13 protein-coding genes are annotated in these 20,452 nt (G+C 61.8%); 5 read left to right on the forward strand and 8 right to left on the reverse strand.

What is annotated here, in order from left to right; genetic code table 11:
* The first annotated feature begins 447 nt into the window (after positions 1-447).
* The 3 genes from PG879_RS06300 to PG879_RS06310 all read left to right on the forward strand — a co-directional run bounded on the left by PG879_RS06300 (position 448) and on the right by PG879_RS06310 (position 6,577).
* Positions 448-3,168, forward strand: a complete 2,721-nt coding sequence (locus PG879_RS06300; RefSeq protein WP_246880330.1) for a glycoside hydrolase family 3 protein — start codon at positions 448-450, stop codon at positions 3,166-3,168.
* A gap of 93 nt (positions 3,169-3,261) precedes the next feature.
* On the forward strand, positions 3,262-5,235 hold the full coding sequence (locus tag PG879_RS06305) for a methyl-accepting chemotaxis protein (RefSeq protein WP_210601692.1): 1,974 nt from the start codon (positions 3,262-3,264) through the stop codon (positions 5,233-5,235).
* A gap of 10 nt (positions 5,236-5,245) precedes the next feature.
* Positions 5,246-6,577 (forward strand): ABC transporter substrate-binding protein, encoded by a 1,332-nt coding sequence (locus PG879_RS06310; protein ID WP_210601691.1) that lies wholly within the window; start codon positions 5,246-5,248, stop codon positions 6,575-6,577.
* 345 nt (positions 6,578-6,922) lie between these two features.
* On the opposite strand, the gene PG879_RS06315 is transcribed toward PG879_RS06310, so the two are convergent.
* The 7 genes from PG879_RS06315 to PG879_RS06345 form a co-directional block, all read right to left on the reverse strand.
* Positions 6,923-7,945: a LacI family DNA-binding transcriptional regulator gene (locus PG879_RS06315; RefSeq protein ID WP_041201452.1), complete on the reverse strand. Its 1,023-nt coding sequence runs from the start codon at positions 7,943-7,945 to the stop codon at positions 6,923-6,925.
* 139 nt (positions 7,946-8,084) lie between these two features.
* Positions 8,085-8,954 (reverse strand): MalM family protein, encoded by an 870-nt coding sequence (locus tag PG879_RS06320; RefSeq protein WP_039041337.1) that lies wholly within the window; start codon positions 8,952-8,954, stop codon positions 8,085-8,087.
* Positions 8,955-9,028: 74 nt separating this feature from the next.
* On the reverse strand, positions 9,029-10,318 hold the full coding sequence (locus tag PG879_RS06325) for a carbohydrate porin (protein WP_246875621.1): 1,290 nt from the start codon (positions 10,316-10,318) through the stop codon (positions 9,029-9,031).
* Between the two features lie 61 nt (positions 10,319-10,379).
* On the reverse strand, positions 10,380-11,729 hold the full coding sequence (locus PG879_RS06330; protein WP_139739425.1) for a putative glycoside hydrolase: 1,350 nt from the start codon (positions 11,727-11,729) through the stop codon (positions 10,380-10,382).
* Positions 11,730-12,370: 641 nt separating this feature from the next.
* Complete coding sequence (locus tag PG879_RS06335) at positions 12,371-12,499, reverse strand: hypothetical protein (protein ID WP_270829918.1); 129 nt, start codon at positions 12,497-12,499, stop codon at positions 12,371-12,373.
* 39 nt (positions 12,500-12,538) lie between these two features.
* The gene (locus PG879_RS06340; protein WP_270829919.1) at positions 12,539-15,664 is read right to left on the reverse strand and encodes a multidrug efflux RND transporter permease subunit; all 3,126 of its coding nucleotides are present in this window, start codon (positions 15,662-15,664) and stop codon (positions 12,539-12,541) included.
* Between the two features lie 14 nt (positions 15,665-15,678).
* The gene (locus tag PG879_RS06345) at positions 15,679-16,836 is read right to left on the reverse strand and encodes an efflux RND transporter periplasmic adaptor subunit (protein WP_210601689.1); all 1,158 of its coding nucleotides are present in this window, start codon (positions 16,834-16,836) and stop codon (positions 15,679-15,681) included.
* A 155-nt stretch (positions 16,837-16,991) separates the two neighbouring features.
* Here PG879_RS06345 and PG879_RS06350 point away from each other — a divergent pair, with 155 nt between their 5' ends.
* Entirely contained in the window at positions 16,992-17,720 is a 729-nt protein-coding gene (locus PG879_RS06350) for a response regulator (protein WP_201892295.1), read from the forward strand.
* Positions 17,717-18,796, forward strand: a complete 1,080-nt coding sequence (locus tag PG879_RS06355; protein ID WP_270829922.1) for an ATP-binding protein — start codon at positions 17,717-17,719, stop codon at positions 18,794-18,796. The genes PG879_RS06350 and PG879_RS06355 overlap by 4 nt, the downstream gene beginning before the upstream one ends.
* Before the next feature lie 145 nt (positions 18,797-18,941).
* Here the strand turns inward: PG879_RS06355 and PG879_RS06360 are convergent, their stop codons facing one another.
* Positions 18,942-20,432 carry a SulP family inorganic anion transporter gene (locus PG879_RS06360; RefSeq protein ID WP_134997567.1) on the reverse strand — a complete coding sequence of 497 codons (1,491 nt, stop codon included), beginning with the start codon at positions 20,430-20,432 and terminating at the stop codon, positions 18,942-18,944.
* Between the last annotated feature and the right edge of the window lie 20 nt (positions 20,433-20,452).

Below are 20,452 nucleotides of genomic sequence, written 5' to 3' on the forward strand. Positions count from 1 at the left end.
TTGAATTGAACTCCATTGAATCCTTTCAACATTCCTCTGACTCCCCAGCCGTTTGGCCATATCGGTGTCGTTCCAGGCAGCTCATGTGGCAAATTAACGTGATTGACTGCATTTAAATTATTGTTTTGATTTTATTTTGTTGATCTTCCTGCAATGAGTCTACCCGTTCTCTCTGTTCCTTCCTGGGTATTCTGCTGATGAGACACGCCCCCGAGTTTGTGAGTTGCATCACTATTTTCTCTTTCAGCGGGATCTTTGTCATGGCATGACAAAGATACTGCTGGAATGACGAAGAGATTTCTGTTTACCATTTAATATTCTTGCAATCGATTTCAAATTCGACTGTTTTTCAAGACGACTCGCCATGAACGATGAGTCCAGGCGATGAACGAGAACATCCGGAGAGTCATAAGGAAAATGCGTAAAACTACAGGTCTCACCAGGTCTATGACCTGCCTATTCGTGGGGTGCGGCATCTGGAGTGCCGGGATGGCGGATGAGTTGTCGACCATGCCCTATTTTTCCACCTGGCCGCAGATCCACAGCGCCATTGCCAGGGACGAGGGGATGGAGCGCCAGATCCAGGCTCTGCTTTCCCGGATGACCCTGGAGGAGAAGGTTGGCCAGATGATCCAGCCCGACTTTCGTGAAGTGACACCTGAGGAGGTGACGCGCTACAAGATTGGCTCCGTCCTCAACGGGGGGGGTGGCTGGCCCGGCAACAACAAACACGCGTCGGCCCAGGACTGGGCACACCAGGCCGACACCTATTGGCAGGCGGCGGAAGCGGGCTTTGAGGGCAGGGGGTATCGCATCCCCTTCATGTGGGCGACCGATGCGGTGCACGGCCATAACAACGTCTTCGCGGCGACCCTGTTCCCGCACAATATCGGCCTGGGGGCGGCGCGGGATCCGGATCTTATCTACCGTATCGGCCAGGTGACGGCGCGGGAAGTGGCCGCCACCGGGCTGGATTGGACCTTCGCCCCGACGGTGGCGGTGCCGAGGGATGATCGCTGGGGCCGGACCTATGAGGGCTATTCCGAAGATCCCGCCATCGTCTATCACTATGCTGGCGAGATGGTGCGTGGCCTGCAAGGTTCCGCGACGGATCTGCGCGGCCAGCGCCATGTCATCTCGAACGTGAAACACTTCGTGGGGGACGGCGGCACCCTGAACGGGGTCGACCGGGGTCAGAACTTCTATTCGGAAGAGGACCTGCGCAACCTGCACGCGGTGGGCTACTTCTCGGGGCTGGATGCCGGTGCCCAGGTGGTCATGGCTTCGTTCAACAGCTGGCACAACGAGCTCAACCGCGATGTGCTGCCAGAGGACGGGGTTGAGTACAACGGCAAGCTGCACGGCAGCCGCTATCTGCTGACCGACGTGCTCAAGGGCAAGATGGGCTTTGATGGCCTTGTCGTCTCTGATTGGAACGGTCACAGCGAGATCGCCGGTTGCACCATGGGGAGCTGCCTGCCTGCGGTGCTGGCCGGGGTCGACATTTTCATGGTCACGGCGCGCAAGGACTGGATGGAGTTTCGCCAGAGCCTGCTCGATGGCGTGGCGAGCCGGCAGATCCCGATGAGCCGGATCGACGATGCCGTGACGCGTATCCTGCGGGTCAAGATGCGGGCCGGGCTGTGGGAGAAACCCATGCCGTCGGCCCGTGAGCTGGCGGGCAAGCAGGGTGAACTTGGTGCCGTGACGCACAAGGCGCTTGCCCGGGAGGCGGTACGCAAGTCGCTGGTGCTGCTCAAGAACGAGGGCAGGATCCTGCCCCTGAGCCGGCAGAGCCGGGTGCTGGTGGCTGGGAGCGCCGCCAACGATCTGGGCAAGCAGGTGGGGGGCTGGAGCCTGACCTGGCAAGGCAGCGAAAACGGGCGCGGTGATTTCCCCGGTGCCCAGAGCGTGCTGGATGCGGTGACCGCCACCGTCGGTGCGGATCATGTGCAGGTGAGCACGGGATCCGGTGAGTTTGCGGGAGCCAAGCCCGATGTCGCCATCCTGGTCATGGGGGAGGATCCCTATGCCGAGTGGTTCGGCGACATTCCTGACAACAAGACCCTTGCCTATGGGGATCTCAAGAGCAGCTATCACGAGGATCTGTTGACCCTCAAGCGGCTGAAGGCGGCCGGCATCCCCGTGGTGACCGTGCTTTTCTCCGGACGTCCGCTCTACGTCAATGAGGAGCTCAATCTCTCTTCCGCCTTTGTCGCCGCCTGGCTACCGGGCACCGAGGGGGAGGGGATCACCGATCTGCTGTTCAGGGATGCCAAGGGCAAGGTGGCCCATGACTTCCAGGGACGCCTCTCCTTCTCGTGGCCCTTCAGCAAGTGCGCCACCACCATCAATCGCACGCCCACCCATATCCCGGGCTGGCAGCGTCCAGCCTTCGAGCAGGATCCCGCGGGTGAGTACGCACCGCTCTTCCCCTATGGCTACGGGCTCAGCTACGGCAAGCCTTCCCCTGTGGCGGCCCGGGTCAGCAACCTCAATACCCTGACCCTGGATAATCGTACCTTCGGCTGCAACGAGAGCGACCCTGCCAAACTGAGCGCCGCTGACAAGGTGCTCGAGCTGTTCGGGCCAAAGGCGGGTGAAGAACACCGTCTGCGCATGGGGGATGCCAGCAACTGGACGGGGACTGAAGTCTCCGGCAACAGCGTGACCGAGATGACCTTCATCAAGGTTCAGCCCATCGACTACCTGCGCCAGCAGGATGCGCGAGCGGTCACCTTCCTCGGGGCTAACAAGCCGGGTGTCGACTCCGGGGCCACGATCCAGTTGCAGACCACCCAGGTCAAGGGGGCGGATCGTCGCACCTACCTGAAGGGCGAGAGCGAGCTGCAGGTGACGCTGCGGGTGCAGCAGGCGCCAGCGGGGGACATGACGCTGGGGCTGCAGTGTGGCTGGCCCTGCGGCAAGTCCATCGAGATTGCGCCGGCCTTGCGCCAGTTGCCCCCGCAGAAGTGGGTGACCCTGAGTCTGCCCCTGCGCTGCCTCGAAGAGGGCATGGACTTCGCGAAGGTCAATACCCCCTTCATCCTGGGCACCAGTGGACAGGCACGCATCGACATGGCGACCGTACGCTGGGTACCGGCTTCTCTGCTGGGGGCCTCAGGGGAAGTGGTCAGGCTCGATTGCCAGGGCAGGTTGAGTCGATAAGCCGTCAGCCAGATGCACCAGGATGCCTGTCGGGCTCCTGGTGCCTTGATAACCGGCTCCGCCCCGATGCGGAGGGAGAGGTGGGAGAGAAGGATGTCGATCGTACAGCGGATCAGATTGGGCTTTACGCTGCTGCTGGTCCTGTTGCTATTGCTCGGGGCCATCAGTTACCTGAAGACGACCTCCATTCACGGTCGTTTCCAGCAGGTGACCGAGGAGGCGACGCCTCAGGCCCTGACCGCCAGCCGGCTGCGCGCCGCATTGCTGATGGCTGACAGGGACAGCCTGGCGCATCTCGCCATCCGGGAGACGTCGGCGTTCCCCGAGTCCCGTCAGCGTGTTGCCCATGACAAGGTCCGCTATGAGCAGCACATCAAGGCATTCGCGGCCCTGACACTCGATACCGAGAGTGAGCGGCAACTCGCCCGGGTCACCGACCAGGCCCCCCGGCTGTTTACCATCTCTGAGCAGTTGATGAGCCTGCACGAAGAGTCGGTCGAGCTGGAACGGGTGCTCGCACGGATGCGGAGCGAGCTGCTGCACCTGGACGACAACTACCGTTCGGCGGCAGACCTGCTGGTGCGTTACACGGCAGGGCGGCGCTCTTTGCAGAACAAGGCGGAGCTCATCACCAGCGGTATTGCACGGGATCTCAAGCTGATCCTGCGTGCCGACGGCAACACGGATCTGGTGGCGCTACAGGGGGTGCTGGCCAAAGACATCGACATTGCGAACCAGCGTCTGGAGCGGATTGTTGTCCCCGATGACGTCAAGGCCAGGTTCACCCGCCATGTGGCGCGCATTCCCCAGCTGGTATTTGGCGACAAGGGGCTGATTGCCACCCTGGTGCGCCGTCAGCAAATCAGCCAGCAACTCCATGGCTTGCGTGAACAGCAGGAGGCGCAGAGCCAGCAACTGGGGGAGGTCCTGGACAGGCTTATCGCCATCAGCAACCAGAGCATGCAGGAGGACAGGCTGAGTGCCGACGTCGCGGTTGACAGCGCCCGCACCTGGATCGTGATGGTGGCCCTGTGTTCCGTGCTCATCGCCCTCATTGTTGCCTGGAGTACGGCCCGCAGCATCCAGGTGCCGCTGGTGCGGATCAATCGGGTTCTCGGTCTGATGGCACAAGGTGACATGACGCTGCGGGTTCGCTACCCCGCCAGGAACGAGCTTGGTGAGGTTGCGAACTCCATCGACCAGCTGGCCCACCACACCAAGACGCTTCTGATGGAGGTCCAGACCGGCTCTGAGTACTTGGTGAGCGAGACGCGCAAGACCGCAGAGATCGGCGAGCAGGTGATGTCGCAGGTGCAGGCGCAGAAGGCCCAGACCGATCAGGTAGCGGCCGCCATCTTCGAGCTGGAGACCAGTGCGACCGAAGTGGCGCGCTCGAGCGATCATGTTCGTCGGGAGGTGGGGGAGGCCAATGACGAGAGCCGGCGCGGACGTCATCTGATGCAGGCCAATCGGGATGGCATCGAGCAACTGGCGACCGACATCGCCGGGGCCATGGCGATCACCCGCAAGCTCGAAGGCTACAGCAGCAACATTGGCAACATTCTCGAGGTGATCCGTGGCATGGCTGAACAGACCAACCTGCTGGCCCTCAATGCGGCCATCGAAGCGGCCCGTGCCGGGGAGGCCGGGCGGGGCTTTGCCGTGGTGGCCGAGGAGGTGCGGGCGCTGGCTACCCGTTCACAAGGGGCGACCCAGGAGATCCAGGTGATGATCGACAACCTGCAGGGATGCGCCCGCGATGTGGCGAGCGTGATGGCCCAGAGCCATGAGCAGACCCAGCAGAGTGTGCTGCAGACCCGGGATGTCGAGAGTGCCCTGGCGGGGATCGCCTCGCGCATGGAGGCCATCAAGGATATTGCGGATCACATGGCTTATGCCGCAGCGGAGCAGATTTCGGTGAGTCAGGGAGTGGCCCAGCACGTGGCGGCCATCGCAGACGTGGCTCACGAGACCGAGCAGGCGTCCCGGGTATCGGCGAGCAGTGGTGAGGTGTTGTCGGGGCTGGCCAGCCAGCAGCAGAGTCTGGTGGCCCGTTTCAAGGTGTAGGAGAGAGGCGATGTGGAAATCTGTGAGTGCCCTGCTGGTCTGGGGGCTGAGTACGGCGGCGGTATCCCAGGAGCTGGTGCTGGAAACCTGGCGCGTGGATGACGAGGCGCTCTGGAAGGAGCAGTTTCTGCCCCGTTTTCAGGCGATCCATCCCGAGATCACCCTTAAGCTGCATTCGCAGCGCTCGGCGGATTATGATCGGGAGCTTGCCGAGCGGCTGGCAGCGGGGAAGGCAGGGGATCTCATCACTTGCCGTCCTTATGATCAGTCCCTGCGGCTGTTCCAGCAGGGGCATCTGCTGGATCTGACGGACCTGCCCGGGATGGAGAACTTCCCGAGCTTTGCCAAGGCCGCCTGGCAGACCGACTCCGGGGCCCAGACCTTCTGCCTGCCCATTGCCTCCGTGATCCAGGGTTTCTACTTCAATGTCGATATCTTCAACGCCCTTGGGCTGACACCGCCGCGAACCCGTGCCGACTTCTTCGCCGTGCTGGAGAAGATGAAGCAGGATGGCCGCTATCTGCCGCTGGCACTGGCGGCTCACGACAGCTGGGTGGTCTCCGAGCTTGGTTATCAGAATATCGGTCCCAATTACTGGCATGGGGAAGATGGCCGCCTGGCGCTGATCAACGGTCAGGCGCGAGTGACCGATGCCCCTTATGTGGCAGCGTTTCGTGAGCTGGCGAGCTGGCGGCCCTACATAGGGGACCATCCTGCCGATGCCACCGAAGCACAGGCGGTGGATGCCTTTGCTGCGGGCAAGGCCGCCATGATAGTGGCGGGCTCCTGGTCGCTGGCCCAGTTCACCGGCAAGGTCAATTTTGGTGCCTTCCCGCCCCCCGTTGCACGGGAGGGGGACACCTGCTATTTCACCGATCACACCGACATGGGGATCGGCATCAATGCCGCCAGCCCGAACAAGGAGGCCGCCCTGAAACTGGTGGAGTGGATGGCTAGCGCCGACTTTGCCGAGCGTTTCTCCAATTCGGTGCCCGGCTTTTTCTCCCTCTCCAATCACTTCTTCGAGCTCAAGGATCCGGTGGCGAGCACCATGATGGGCTGGCGGGATACCTGCGATTCCACCTTGCGTCTGGGGGCGCAGTTCCTCACCCGGGGTGAGCCATTGCTTACCACAGAGCTTGCGGAGGTATCGCAATCCGTGGTGCTCGGCACCATGACGCCGGAAGCGGCTGCCGCGCGCATCCAGCAGGGGTTGGCAAGCTGGTATCCCCCCCAGAAGGCGGCCACGAGAAGAGCCAGTCTGTGTGAAGCGGACGAGCCTCTCCCCACGCTGGCAACCAGCGCGGCCACCGGGACGGAATCCCCCTTTGCAGCGCCTTGACGGTGGCCACGCTCCCGCAGGGATCTGCACACTCCCCAAGGCGCCTTCAGGCGCCTTGTTTCATTCAGGTCGACCGGGTTCATCGGGTTGCCATTGCCATTGCCATTGCCATTGCTAGGCTTTGGCTGGTGTCATGGGGCCAGGCCGGATTGAGGGGTCGGCAGAAGAGGGACGCCAGGTTGTGTGTAGTCTCTGTGCTATGTCAGAGAGTCAAGGTGGAAGTCGCGGCAGGGGCTCGTCGCTCGCTGGACAGGTGGCTGACAAAAGAAAAACGGCCCGAAGGCCGCTTTGCGCTGATGCTGTGCAGGGATCTGATGCTGCGCAGGGAACTGCCCCGGTCTGTGTTCACCCCTTGTAGGGCAGTGTGGTATCACGCACCACAATGCTCAATTCGGGCAGTTCGTCCGAGTTCAGCTCCGTGTTCTCGATCAAACCCAACAGAGTCTTGACCATCTTGACCCCCATCTCGTAGATGGGCTGGCGTACCGTGGTCAATGGCGGGTTGGAATAAGTAGAGAAGGGCAGGTCGTCAAAACCGATGAGAGAGACATCCTCAGGCACCCGCAAGCCGCACTGCTTGAGCCCCAGAATGGCCCCGTAACAGGTCTGATCGTTGGCGCAGAAGATGGCGGAGAATTTCCGGCCGCTCTCCACCAGCTTCTTGACGGCATTGAGCCCGCCGACCTCGGCGAAATCCCCCTGGATGACCAGGGAGGGGTCATATTCGATACCTGCGCTCACCAGGGCCTGGCGATAGCCATGATGACGCTCGATGGCATCGTTATGATCCGGTAAACCGACGATATGGGCGATGTCACGATGACCCAGATCCAATAAATAGCGAGTCGCCATGTAGCCACCCAGCCGGTTATTGATGCTGAAGGAGTGTACCCGCTCGGTCATGATATTGTGACCTGTGGCCACAATCGGTATTTGCTGGGAAAACTCGAGCAGTGTTTGCTGATTGACGTGGCCGGTCAAAATAATAAGGCCATCAACCCGCCGGGCCACCAGCAGACGCAACCGCTCAACTTCTTCTTCCGCATTCCAGTGACCGCTGACAATCAGCGGCACATACTCCATGCCCTGAAGAGTGTGTTCAACACCCCGCAACATTTCGTTGGAAAATGGACTCTCCACATGTTGGGTCAAAACACCCAGGGTCATGGACTGACCCGTTTTCAAATATTGCGCCATCAGGTTGGGACGAAAATTCAATTCCTGAATGGCATCTTCCACCGCCTGACGTTTATCTGCGGCCACTTTGGCCGAGCCGTTCAATATCCGGGATACAGTGCTTGCCGAGACACCGGCTCGGCGGGCGATATCATAGACAGTGGCTTTTTTCTCCTGAGCTGACTTCGACATCCCCCCTCCGTACTCGACTGTGAAAACCCCTGGTCATGGCCAGTGTTATATGAATATCTTCTTAATAAATCAGCAAGTTAGGATACCCGTTTCCCCTGGTGGTGACAAGCGATGATGCGCCTTGCCAGGGGAGGGAATGCTACTGCTGGGCGGCAAAAAAGACCTCTTTTGCCTTGGTAAAACCGGCTTGCTCGGCGGCTTTGACCCAGGCGAGCGCCTGCTCATAGTTTTTGCTCTGAACGGCAGTGCGAATATGCTGATAATAATCCAGCTCACCCAACGATTTATCGGGTGAGACCATCACGGGCGATATGGTTTTTGCGATCTGCGTCGCATTTGCAGCGGGCTCTGCGTCCAGCGTCAAATATAGGCGTCCGGTAGCAGAGTGAGGCACTTCCACATTGATGAGGCGGGCGACATCCGTGGTGCGATCATATTGCATGGCGCGCTGGAGATCGTCCGGGTTGAGCCGGGTACTGCCCTGCATGTCCTTCGCCGTGGAATAGATCACCATATAGGCGGCCCGAGCGCTGCCGATGGGGGCTGGAATGGTGAATTCCCCCTGAATGTTCTGCCCTGAAATTAACGAACGACCGTCATAACTGAATGTGGAACCGGGAATGGTTTGAACGGCGTTGTATTGCTCGTCCAGCAACAGGATGCTGGGCAGGAAGACGGTATAGTCGACCGGAATGGTTATTTTGACGCGAGTCGCCTGGCTGACTTCGGGCAGCGAGAAGGCCATTACATAGCTTTTGCCTGAATCAAATGCATAGACCTGGCTGTCGGTGCTCACATCGACCCAGCGGCTCTCCTGCCCGAGGGACTGGAAGCGAAGTTCCTTGAACGACTCGACCGCCACCTTGTTCGACAATTGTTCCCGACCTTGTTCAACCTGTTGCTGCAGGGCGGAGACTGCCGATCCTGGCGAATGCTCCGGGCCCATGCCGGCGCATCCGGCCATCAGCAGACTGACCAGGAAAGGCAGACACTGCTTCGTTCCCTTCATCGTGTTTCCTCGTATGCAATGCGGGTCCTCCAAGGGACCCGAGATTATAGTGCAGATAAGTATCGCGACCTAACCTACCACCACATGTCCGCCTGTACACCGACCAGGAAATCTTCCCGGTCTTCCTGCCAGGGGGTCTCGTTGTTGTGATCGACATAGGTCGTCAGAATGCGGATCTCCGGTGAGGGCCCCATGCCGGTATTGACGGTGAAGGTCGGCACTATGCTGACCTTGTGAGAGGTGCCACCCCGTTCGACGTTGTCGATGATCAGGTTGTTTTTCACATATCCGACTTCCGTCTGGATGGAGAAGAACTCATTGATCGGGAATACCGGGCGCAGAGATGCGGCATACCAGGAATCATGGCCACCCAGCTCGTAGTCGTTGTATTGATAGGAGAGGGTCGGCAGCAGATGAATATTGGCGCCATACCAGCCACCCCAGAGGAAGAGGCGGTAGGATTGATCGCCTTCCATCACCTTGGACTGGTAGGGTTTATAGCCATCCGCCTTGTCCTGCAGTGTCTTCTGATACAGGGAGCCCTTGCGATACATGGCGGTATTGGTCAGGTTGGCACCCAGCAAGTCTCCTGAACCCAGCCCACGTCCTGCCTGGGCGATGAACTTAGAGAAGCCCCCCGGCATGAAGAAGAAGTCGTCGCGGGAATAGATGACGGTTCCTTCTGCCCCCTTGGTCGCATATTGCTTGTTATCGCCGGTGAACTCGTTGCTGGGCATCTGCTTGAGTGCGATCTCCATGTCCCAGGCACCATAGAGGGCGCTGGTGTGGAGGGTGTGCATGGTGGCTTCAGTGCCATTGGCGCGGTCGGAGTGGCTGGTGTCGTTGCTGTTGATATAGGCAAAGTCCCACTTGCCACCCGCCATCTCCATGGCTTTGATGCCGACGCCGGTTCCCGAGTAGTCCGTGTAGAAATAGTCGGTGGTCCAGATGTAGTTCTCGCGGTCGTAATAGCGCAGGCCACCCCACATGGTCCCGGTCGGGGTGATGCCACCCAGCTCCACATAGGTTTCTGACACACCGCTTTCGCGAGGCGCGGCACGGGTTTGCAGGCCGTCGGCATCGGACTCCACCTTGAAGTGGATGTTGACCGACTTGTTGCTGCCCAGATCCCACAACTTGTTCAGGCCCGCTTCCCAGCTGTTGTCCAGCTCGGAGCCCAGGCGCCCCATGGTCTTGTCCATCTCATATTCGTACCCCGCCTTGGCGAAGTTGTCCTTGGCGTCAAACATCGAGCCGGCACGAATATAACCGTGGAAGCCAAAACTCTCGGCGGCATTCGATACTGCGGGCGCTACCAGCCCGCAACATGCCCCGACAAACAAGGCGAGTGACTTCAATTTCATCTTATTGCTCCAATCCGTAGAAAATTATTTTCAATCGATTTCTCGAAGATTCAATGCCTTGTCACTTGATCTGCTGGCAGGGCTGATTGCTGTCAAAGTCTGCCGGGATGGCTGTTTTCAGGGCCACGTTGGTGAAGGCGAAGCGCAGACCGGCCATGGAGTCCCAGGCCCCGCTCAGGTAGAGCGCCTTTTGCACCGAGCCTGTGTTGGCCGCAGGAATGAGAGAGGCGACCGGCAGGATGCAGCGGTACCAGGTGTCGTCATCGGGCACGATGTTGCTGTCCATGGTGAAGAAGGTGCCAAAGTCCGGGCCGGCGGTACCGTCCATGCGGATCTGGATGTTGGGGGAGTCACCGTAGCTGGAGACTTTCAGGTCGAGCAGCATGGCGCCGTCCTGATAGGCGGAGAGATCCCCATTGGCGCTGTCGGTCCCGAGGAAGGCGGCGCCATTGCCTGGCAGGTCCATGGTGATGACCTGGTTTTCATCGGTCAGGGTGCCGCCGAAGCTGGCTGCCGGGTAATCGGCGCTGCGGTCCAAGGCCTGGCTCTTGTCACCGGAGTAGTAGAGTGCGGCATCGGTGGCCACCAGCGCGGGGGCATTGTTGACGCCGGAGCCTGTGTCCGGATTGGTACCTGGATCGGTACCGGGATCGGTTCCCGGATCGGTGCCTGGGTCTGTGCCCGGGTCGGTAGCGCCGCCAGGCGCTTCACAGGTGACCGGGTCGACAACGGGCTTGGCCGAGGTGGTGAGCAGGTACTTGATGTTGGTGATTTCGTAGTTGAAGGCTTCTTTGGTGGCCAGGTGGAACGGTGTGCCCACAGTGGCGAGGTTGATGGCCGTGGCACCGGGGAAGGGCTTCATGCAGTTGATGGGCAGCGTGAGCGTTTCCCAGTCGCCCGAACCGGTCAGGGCGCTGGCAATGGGCAGGCTGCTGCGGTTGGGATATTCGTTGTCGATGGAGGCATTGAGCACTTCCGGCACCTTGCTCTTGGTCCGCAACTGGAACTCGATGAAACCGGAGGCGTATTTGCTCAGGTTCAGAGGGGTGGCGGATTTGAGCATGAAGGTGCCATCTCCGTCACCGGCTACCTGCACATCGGCGGTGTCATCGGTACCGGCATTGTTGATGAGCACGGCGCTGATGCTGGTCATGGCGACGGGAGAAGCGGTGACCGGTTGCAAGCTCCAGTTGTCCTTCTCTGACTGGATGCTGGGGGTTGTACCCCCATTGGCACCGACCCCGAACAGGATCAGGGTGCTGTCGCCAGGGGGCGTGGTGCCACCGTTGTCGCCACCGTTATTACCACCGGTGTTGCCACTATTCGAGTCGATATTATCGGCCCCACCACACCCGCCAAGCAGGGCAGCGGCGATCAACGACGCCAAAAGTCCTTTTTTTGATGCATTCATACTGACCACTCCAATCAATGGGAAAAATATCCACCGCGATGAACCGTCAAGACTCAAACAGACGCTATGCAATCGATGCCAAGACAAATCATGCTGGCTTTATTTTCTTGAAATCGATTTCCAATGCAATGCTTATCCCCTGTGATGATCAAAGTTTGTGTTTCAAATCACAGAAAGCGTGTCCTGATGACCAGCTGATGGGATGTGCAAGAAAGAGTTATCTTTAAATGAAAAGAGTTCATAGTGTTGTTTTTAATGGCTTATTTTCTTTTTCTCTTGAGGCTGACGATCAGAGGGAAAGTATCGGAGTAGATCTGCAATGTATCTGAGGTGATTGCGATGTGTCGATTTCTGAGCAACACTTAAATTGACTTCGATTTCATGGTGTATTGCTTGAGAACCAGGGTGTCATCAACCTTGCGGGGCCTCTCCAGCGGTTCAGGCACCAGGAGTGTCCAGCCTTGACTGGTGATGGCAGACAGCATGCAGTCGATGAGGCCAATGGCGTCGGTCTTCAGAGCGATGCTGAGGCCGGGTTCCTGCTGGGTCGGCACCGACCCGGGATGGTGCAAGCCCCCTGTGCCAGATAGCAGATCGCCATCTTGGAGAAGACCAAGGATGCGCTGGCGACGGAGGGTTGGTCACAAATCCTGGAGAGGCAACCCGCGATAGGGTCGCCCCGCAGCATCGGCCATGAACCACAGGCCCGGCACCATGGCGCGCTCATCCTCTTCGAAGGAACGCAAAATGGTGCCAGGCATGCATTGCATGATCATCGCCTCCCCAGGGCCGGCAAACCCGCGCAGCGGTCAGCATGATCGGTGCTGTGCTCGCTGTGCCCGCCAGGCCTGAATGCGCGTCTGGGTGCCGATGACGAAGACAAAAAAGACCGGCACGAAGAAGATGGCCAGCAGGGTGCCGCTGATCATGCCGCCGAACACGCCGGTGCCGATGGCATGCTGGGTCTCGGCGCTGGCACCGCTGGCAAGCATCAGCGGCACCACGCCGAGGGTGAAGGCGAGCGACGTCATCAGGATGGGGCGCAGGCGCAGGCGGGCGGCGGTCACCGCAGCGTCAAGCAGCGAGCGTCCTTCGCCGTGCAACTGGCGGGCAAACTCCACGATGAGGATGGCGTTCTTGGTCGACAGACCGATGATGGTGATCATGCCCACCTTGAAGAAGACGTCGTTGGGCATGCCGCGCAGCATCACCGCCGCCACGGCGCCGAGCAGGCCCAGGGGGACCACCAGCATCACGGAGAGCGGAATGGACCAGCTCTCGTAGAGCGCGGCCAGCACCAGGAAGACCACCAGCGCCGACAGCAGCATCAGCAGGGGGGCCTCGGCCGCCGACCGGCGCTCCTGCAGCGACTGTCCCGTCCAGGCCAGGGCGAAGCCTGGCGGCAATTGCGCCACCAGGCGATCCATTTCCGCCATCGCGGCGCCACTGGAAACCCCGGGGGCGGCACTCCCGGAGAGACGCACGGCGGGGAAGCCCTCGAAGCGCATCATCTGTTGCGGCGACTGGCGCCAGGTCGGCGTCACCACCTCCCTCAGGGGCACCATGCCGCCGCTGGCATTGCGCACCCGCAGGCCGAGTACGTCATCGAGCTGCATGCGCGCCGACGCGTCGGCCTGCAGGATGACCTGCTGCATGTGCCCGCCGTTGGGAAAGTCGTTGATGTAGAGCGACCCCATCGCCGCCGACAGGGTGCTGCTCACGCTGGTGAACGAGAGTCCCATGGCCTCGGCCTTCTGCCGGTTGATCTCGAGGTGAATGCTCTCGCCGGGGGGCAGGCTGTCGGGATAGACATCGCTCACCACCTCGCTTTGGGCCGCCAGTGCCAGCAGTTGCGCCTGGGCGGCCTGCAGCGCGGCCTCTCCCTGGTTGGCCCTGTCTTGCAGGAAGAGCGTGAAACCGGAAGAGGTGCCCAGTTCGTCGATGGCGGGCGGCAACAGGCTCATCACAGTGCCTTCCTTGCTGTTGGCCATGGCGGCCTGTGCCAGCTCCGCCTCTTCGGCAGCCGTGGCACCATGGCGCTGATCCCACTCTTTGAGCATGGTGAAGGCCATGGCCGCATTGGGGCCGGCGCCGGAGAAGCTGAAGCCCTGCACCACCAGGTTGGTGTCGAGCGCCTCGCGAGAGGCCACATGGGCCTCGAACTCCTTGATGACGGCCAGGGTGCGCTCGCTGGTGGCGCCGGTCGGCAACTGGATGGAGGTCATGAAGTAGCCCTGATCCTCGTCCGGCAGGAAAGAGGAGGGCAGCTGGGTGGCCGCAATGGCCAGCACGGCGCAGAGGGCGGCGAAGGTAGCCATCACGCGTCCGCTGCGCCCGACCAGCCGGGTGACCCGAACGCCGTAGCCTGTGGTGAGGCGCTCGACGCCCCGGTTGAAGGCACCGAAGAAGCCGCGCTTCTCATGATGACTCGGGCTGACCGGGCGCAGCAAGGTGGCGCAGAGTGCGGGCGTCAGGGTCAGGGCGAGGAAGGCGGAAATCAGGATCGACACCGCCATCGACAGGGTGAACTGCTGGTAGATGACCCCCACGGAGCCGCTGCCGAATGCCATGGGAATGAACACCGCCGTGAGCACCAGGGTGATGCCGATCACCGCCCCGGTGATCTCCTTCATGGCCCGCGATGTTGCCTCCCTGGGCGAGAGCCCCCGGGTGGCCATCAGGCGCTCGACGTTTTCCACCACCACGATGGCGTCGTCGACGATGATGCCGATGGCCAGCACCATGCCGAACATGGTCAGGGAGTTGATCGAAAAACCGGCCAGCAGCATCACCGCGAAGGTGCCAAGCAGGGCGATGGGGGCGACGATAGCCGGGATCAGGGTGTAGCGCAGGTTCTGCAGGAAGAGAAACATCACCAGGAACACTAGCACCATGGCTTCCAGCAGGGTGTGGATCACCTTGTCGATGGAGACCTTGACGAAGGGGGCCGAGTCAAAGGGGATCGAATAGGCCATGCCCGCCGGCAGGGTTGGCGAGAGCTGGGTAAGGCGAGTGCGTACCGCATCGGCGGTGCGCACGGCGTTGGCGCCGGGGGAGAGCTGGATGGCGGCGCTGGTGGCAGCCACCCCGTTCTCGCGGTTGGAAAAGGCGTAGGATTGCGCCCCCAGCTCGACCCGGGCCACGTCACCCAGCACCAGCTTGGCGCCATCACTACCGGCCCGCAGCACGATGGCGGCGAACGCCTCGGGAGTGGTCAGCTGCCCCTGTACCGTGAGGGGAACCGTCAGTCGCTGACCAGGCAGGGCGGGTTCGTCGCCGAGGCGCCCCGGTGCAATCTGCACGTTCTGCTGCTCGATGGCCTGCGCCACCTCGCTGATGGTCAACCCGTAGGCGGCGAGCTTGCCCGGATCCACCCAGATGCGCATGGCCTGCTCGGCGCCGAACAGCTGCACTCGCCCCACGCCGTCTATGCGGCGCAGCTCCGGCACGATATTGCGCGCCATGTAGTCGTTCAGCGCGACCTCATCGAAGCGGCCATCCGGTGAAGTCATGCCGGCCATCATCAGAAAGCCGGACGAGGCGGATTCCACCTGCAGGCCGGTTTGCCGCACCGCCAGTGGCAAGCGAGGCTCGACCGCCTTGATGCGGTTTTGCACGTCCATCTGGGCCAGCTCCGGATCGGTGCCCGGCTTGAAGGTGGCGGTGATCTGCGCGCTGCCGGAGGCATCTACCGATGACTCGAAGTAGAGCAGGTTCTTGACCCCCGACAGCTCGCGCTCGATCAGGCTCACCACCGCATCATTCAGGGTCTGCGGCGTGGCGCCCGGATAGGTGGCATAGAGGGTCACCGACACCGGCGCCACCGAGGGGTAGCGGGAGATGGGCAGCTTGGGGATGGCGATGACCCCCGCCAGCATGATGAAGAGGGCGAGCACCCAGGCAAACACCGGGCGATGAATGAAAAACTGCGGCATGAAATGTCTCCGATTCAACGGTTACCGGCGTCAGCCTGCTGGCTGACTGCGGGGGATTGCCAGGGATGGGCAATGACTTGCGTCCCCGGGGTCAGGCGGTCGATCCCCTCGATCACCACCCGCTGTCCGGCGCTGAGTCCGGACGTGATGCGGTAATGGCTATTCATCAGCTCAGCGGTGTTGACCGGAACCAGTTGTGCCTGCCCCTGGTCATCCAGCACCCACACGCTGGTCTGGCCCGATGTACGCACCACCGCCTGCTGAGGCACGCTCAGGGCGTGGGCATAGTGAGCCCGGGGAATGCGCGCCTGTACGTAGAGACCGGGCAACAGCCGCCGCTCCGGGTTGTCCACCAGTACCCGCAGCAGTACGTCACCGGTACCGGCATCCACCTCGATGCCGGAGAAGAGGATGTGCCCCTGCATGCCGAGCGGCTTGCCGTCGCTGCCGAGGATGTCCACCGCCAGTTCCGGTGCCGTCGAGCCAGCCTGCTGGCGCAGGGTGTCCAGTACCGAGGCCGGTTGACGGACATCGACGTAAACCTGATCGATCTGCTGGATCCTGGCCATGGGGGTGGCGTCGGTGGGGGACACCAGGGCCCCTTCACTCACCAGCGCCTGATCGATGCGCCCGGCGATGGGGGCTTCCACGCTGGCAAATTGCAGGTTCAGCTGGTGCCGGGCCAGGGTCGCCCTGGCCTGAGCCACGTCGGCGGCCGCCTGATCCCGCTGGGAGACGGCATCGTCATAGGTCTGGCGGCTGATGGCCTCGGTGCGCAGCAGCGGCACCAGACGGTCAATCTGGATACGGGCGCGGGCCAGCACGGCCTCCGCGCGCTGCAATGCGGCGGCGGCGCTGTCTACATCCGCCTTGAAGGGGGCCGGATTTATCTGGAACAGAACGGTGCCTGCGCCGATTTCGGCGCCCTGCTCGAACAGGCGGCGCTGCACGATGCCGCTGATTTGGGCCCGAATTTCGGCGCTGCGCAGCGCGGCCACCCGGGCGGGCAGATCCTCGCTGATGACCAGGTCCTGACCTGCCAGCGTCATCACCGACACCTGAGGAAGGGTCGGCGCATCTTGCGCTTGCGACGCCCCATCGCAACCTGCCAATCCGAATACGGCAATGACGGCGAGCAGGGTGCCCGCATACCGCTGTTTGACAAACATCATACTCACCTCGTTAAACCGCCTCCCGGGCATGGTGCTGCCGCGAGAGCACATCGAGCGGGCATTATGGAGAGGGGCTATTGCGAATGATTCGAGGCTTTGTGGAGAATCCATGGAGGCGGTGATAAAGTTCAAGCCCACCATTTTCGAGTCCGACCATGTCGTATCTTCCTGCTTCCGCCAACCCGGCGGCCCAGTCACTGGTACTGATTGCAGAGGATGAAGCCGAGATAGCCGACATCCTCGCCGCTTACCTGCAACGCCACGGATTGCGCACCCTGCATGCCGCCGATGGCCGCGAAGCCCTGGCCATGCACCAGACATGCAAACCCGATCTCCTGTTGCTGGATGTGCAGATGCCGCAGCTCGATGGCTGGCAGGTGCTCAGCGAGATCCGGGCCCGTGGCGACACGCCGGTGATCATGCTGACCGCCCTGGATCAGGACCTCGACAAGCTGATGGGGCTGCGCATGGGGGCGGATGACTATGTGGTCAAACCCTTCAACCCGGCCGAAGTGGTGGCTCGGGTACAGGCGGTGCTCAGACGCAGCCAGGCTGCGAAACAGACCACGGCCCGGGTGCTGCGGGTCGGCCCCTTCCAGATCGATCTGGAGAGCCACGAGGCCAGCCTTTGCCGCGATGAGGGGCAGCAGATGCTGGATCTGACCCTGACCGAGTTCAAGTTACTCGCCTCTCTGATGCGGGCACCCAAGCGGGTGTTCAGCCGCGCCGAACTGCTGACCCACTGCCTGCCGGAGGGGGATACCCAGGAGCGCACGGTGGACAGCCACATCAGCAAGCTGCGCAAGAAGCTGGAGGCACAGGGCATCCAGGGGGTGCCCGCCAGTGTCTGGGGCGTCGGCTATCGCTTCGGGGGCGATGCGTGACATCGGCACCCGGCCTGCGCAGGCAGATCATCCGCTCCCTGGGGCTGATGGCGCTCGGCATCATCTGCCTCGCGGTGATCGGCACCTATGTGTTCTACGCCATTGCCGTGACCTATGTGCCTGGCAGCATTTCCGAGAGCTGGATGCCCTCCAGGGTCGAGATGATCTGGATCGGCTCGACCATTCTCATTGCATTGGGGATGGCGCTGTACGTGGCGGTGCGCCTCTCTCGGCGCATCCTGACCCCGCTCAATTCGGTGGCGAACAGCCTGCGCGAGGTGGCAGAGGGCAAACTCGATGCGCGCGTGCCGCTGGATGAACAGGCGATCGGGGAGACGGCGCAACTGGTGCGGGACTTCAACACCATGGCCGAGCGACTGCAAAGCATGACCCGCGAGCGGGAGTTCTGGAATGCCGCCATCGCCCACGAATTGCGCACCCCGGTGACCATCTTGCGTGGCCGCTTGCAGGGGCTGGCCGAAGGGGTATTTCCGCCAGAGCGTGCGCTCTTTGAAGGCTTGTTGCGCCAGGTGGAGGGATTGACCCACCTGATCGAAGACTTGCGGGTACTCAGTCTCAACGACAGCGGCCACCTGGAGCTGCAACGAGAGGAGATCAGGCTGGTCGACGAGCTTGCCGTGGTGCTTGAGGCGTTTGCCACCCCTCTGGCCGCGAGCGGTTTCACCCTCAAGCGGGAGCTCGATGCCGAGCTCTGGGTCTGTTGTGATGCTCTTCGCATCCGTCAGGCCCTGATGGCGCTGCTGGAAAATGCCCAGAAGCACGCGGTGCCGGGCATGCTGACCGTGCGCCTGCATCGTTCGGGCCCCCAGTGCATCCTGAGCGTGGAGGATGAGGGGCCTGGTATCAGCGAGGAGGTCGCCGCCCATATCTTCGAGGCGTTTCGCCGAGGGGATCCGTCACGCTCGCGCAAGAGTGGCGGCAGCGGGCTCGGGCTGGCGGTGGTCAAGGCGATTGCCGAGGCCCACGGCGGCAGCGCGGTTTGCCAACCCGGCGGGCGGGGCGGCACCCTGTTCCTGCTTTCATGGCCCCTCTTGCACCCTGACGGCAGGTCATGACCCCGCGTTGCCGCATCGGCTCGGGATGGGCGCGCCGAGGCGCGTGTGTTGACTGTGATCCAACAGCCCAAAAAAAGCCCATCTCATGGTGAGAGACGGGCTTTTTTTATGGCTTGCAGGCAGCGCCCTCATGGGGGCGCCGGGATCAATGCTCGGCCAGCAGGGGCTCTCCCTCCTGGCGTTTGTCGTGGATGGCAAAGCGATCGACCAGGGTGGCACTGGCGTCGTTCAGGCCGATGACCGCCACCTCTTTCCCCTCGCGGCGGAACTTGATGACCACCTTGTCGAGGGCCGTGATGGCGGTGATGTCCCAGAAGTGGGCGTGCGTCAGGTCGATGACCACCTTCTCCACTTCCTCCCTGAAATCGAAACTGGCCAGGAACTGCTCGGCGCTGGCAAAGAAGACCTGGCCCCGCACCAGATAGGTACGCACGGCGCCGCTGCGCTCGCTGTCGCTCTTGACCAGCATGACGCGGGCAACCTTGTGGGCGAAGAAGAGGGAGGCGAGCAGCACCCCCACGAAGACCCCGAGTGCCAGGTTGTGGGTCGCGACCACCACGGCGACGGTGGTTACCATCACCAGGTTGGTGGAGAGGGGGTGGCTCTTCAGGTTGCGTACCGACTCCCAGGAAAACGTGCCGATGGAGACCATGATCATCACGGCCACCAGGGCTGCCATGGGGATCTGACGGATCCACTCATCCATGAAGACCACCATCAGGATGAGCAGGGTCCCCGCCACGAAGGTGGAGAGGCGGCCGCGGCCACCGGATTTGATGTTGATGACGGACTGGCCAATCATGGCGCACCCCGCCATGCCTCCCAGCAGACCGGCGCCGATGTTGGCGATCCCCTGACCCTTGCACTCGCGGTTGCGATCGCTTGGGGTGTCGGTCATCTCGTCGACGATGGCTGCCGTCATCATGGACTCGAGCAGTCCCACCACCGCCAGCCCCGCTGAATAGGGGAAGATGATGGCCAGGGTCTCCAGATTGAGGGGGACGTCGGGCCAGAGGAAGACCGGCAGGGTATCGGGCAGCTCGCCCATGTCGCCCACGGTACGGATGTCGATGCCCAGGGTGATGGCCACCGCCGTCAGGATGACGATGCACAGCAGGGGGGAGGGGAGCAGTTTGCCCACCACGGGAACGAGCGGGAACAGATAGATGATGCCAAGCCCGGCTGCGGTCATGGCGTAGACCTGCCAGGTGACGTTGGTGAGCTCGGGCAGCTGGGCCATGAAGATAAGGATGGCCAGGGCGTTGACGAAGCCGGTCACCACGGAGCGGGAGACGAATCGCATCAGGCTGCCGAGCCTGAGGTAGCCCGCCGCTATCTGGAAGAGGCCGGTGAGCAGGGTGGCTGCCAGCAGATACTGCAGGCCATGTTCCCTGACCAGGGTCACCATCAGGAGCGCCATGGCGCCGGTGGCGGCAGAAATCATGCCGGGACGACCGCCGACGAAGGCGATGACCACGGCGATGCAGAAGGAGGCATAGAGGCCGACCTTGGGGTCGACGCCCGCAATGATGGAGAAGGCGATGGCCTCCGGGATCAGCGCCAGGGCGACGACGATGCCCGACAGCAGATCGCCCCGTATGTTGGAGAACCACTCTTGTCTTGCACGTTCCAGCATGGGGATTTTCTCGCTCGTTG

Origin of the sequence: Aeromonas sp. QDB63 (genome assembly GCF_027707425.1) — a bacterium.
Taxonomy (GTDB): Bacteria; Pseudomonadota; Gammaproteobacteria; order Enterobacterales; family Aeromonadaceae; genus Aeromonas; species Aeromonas caviae.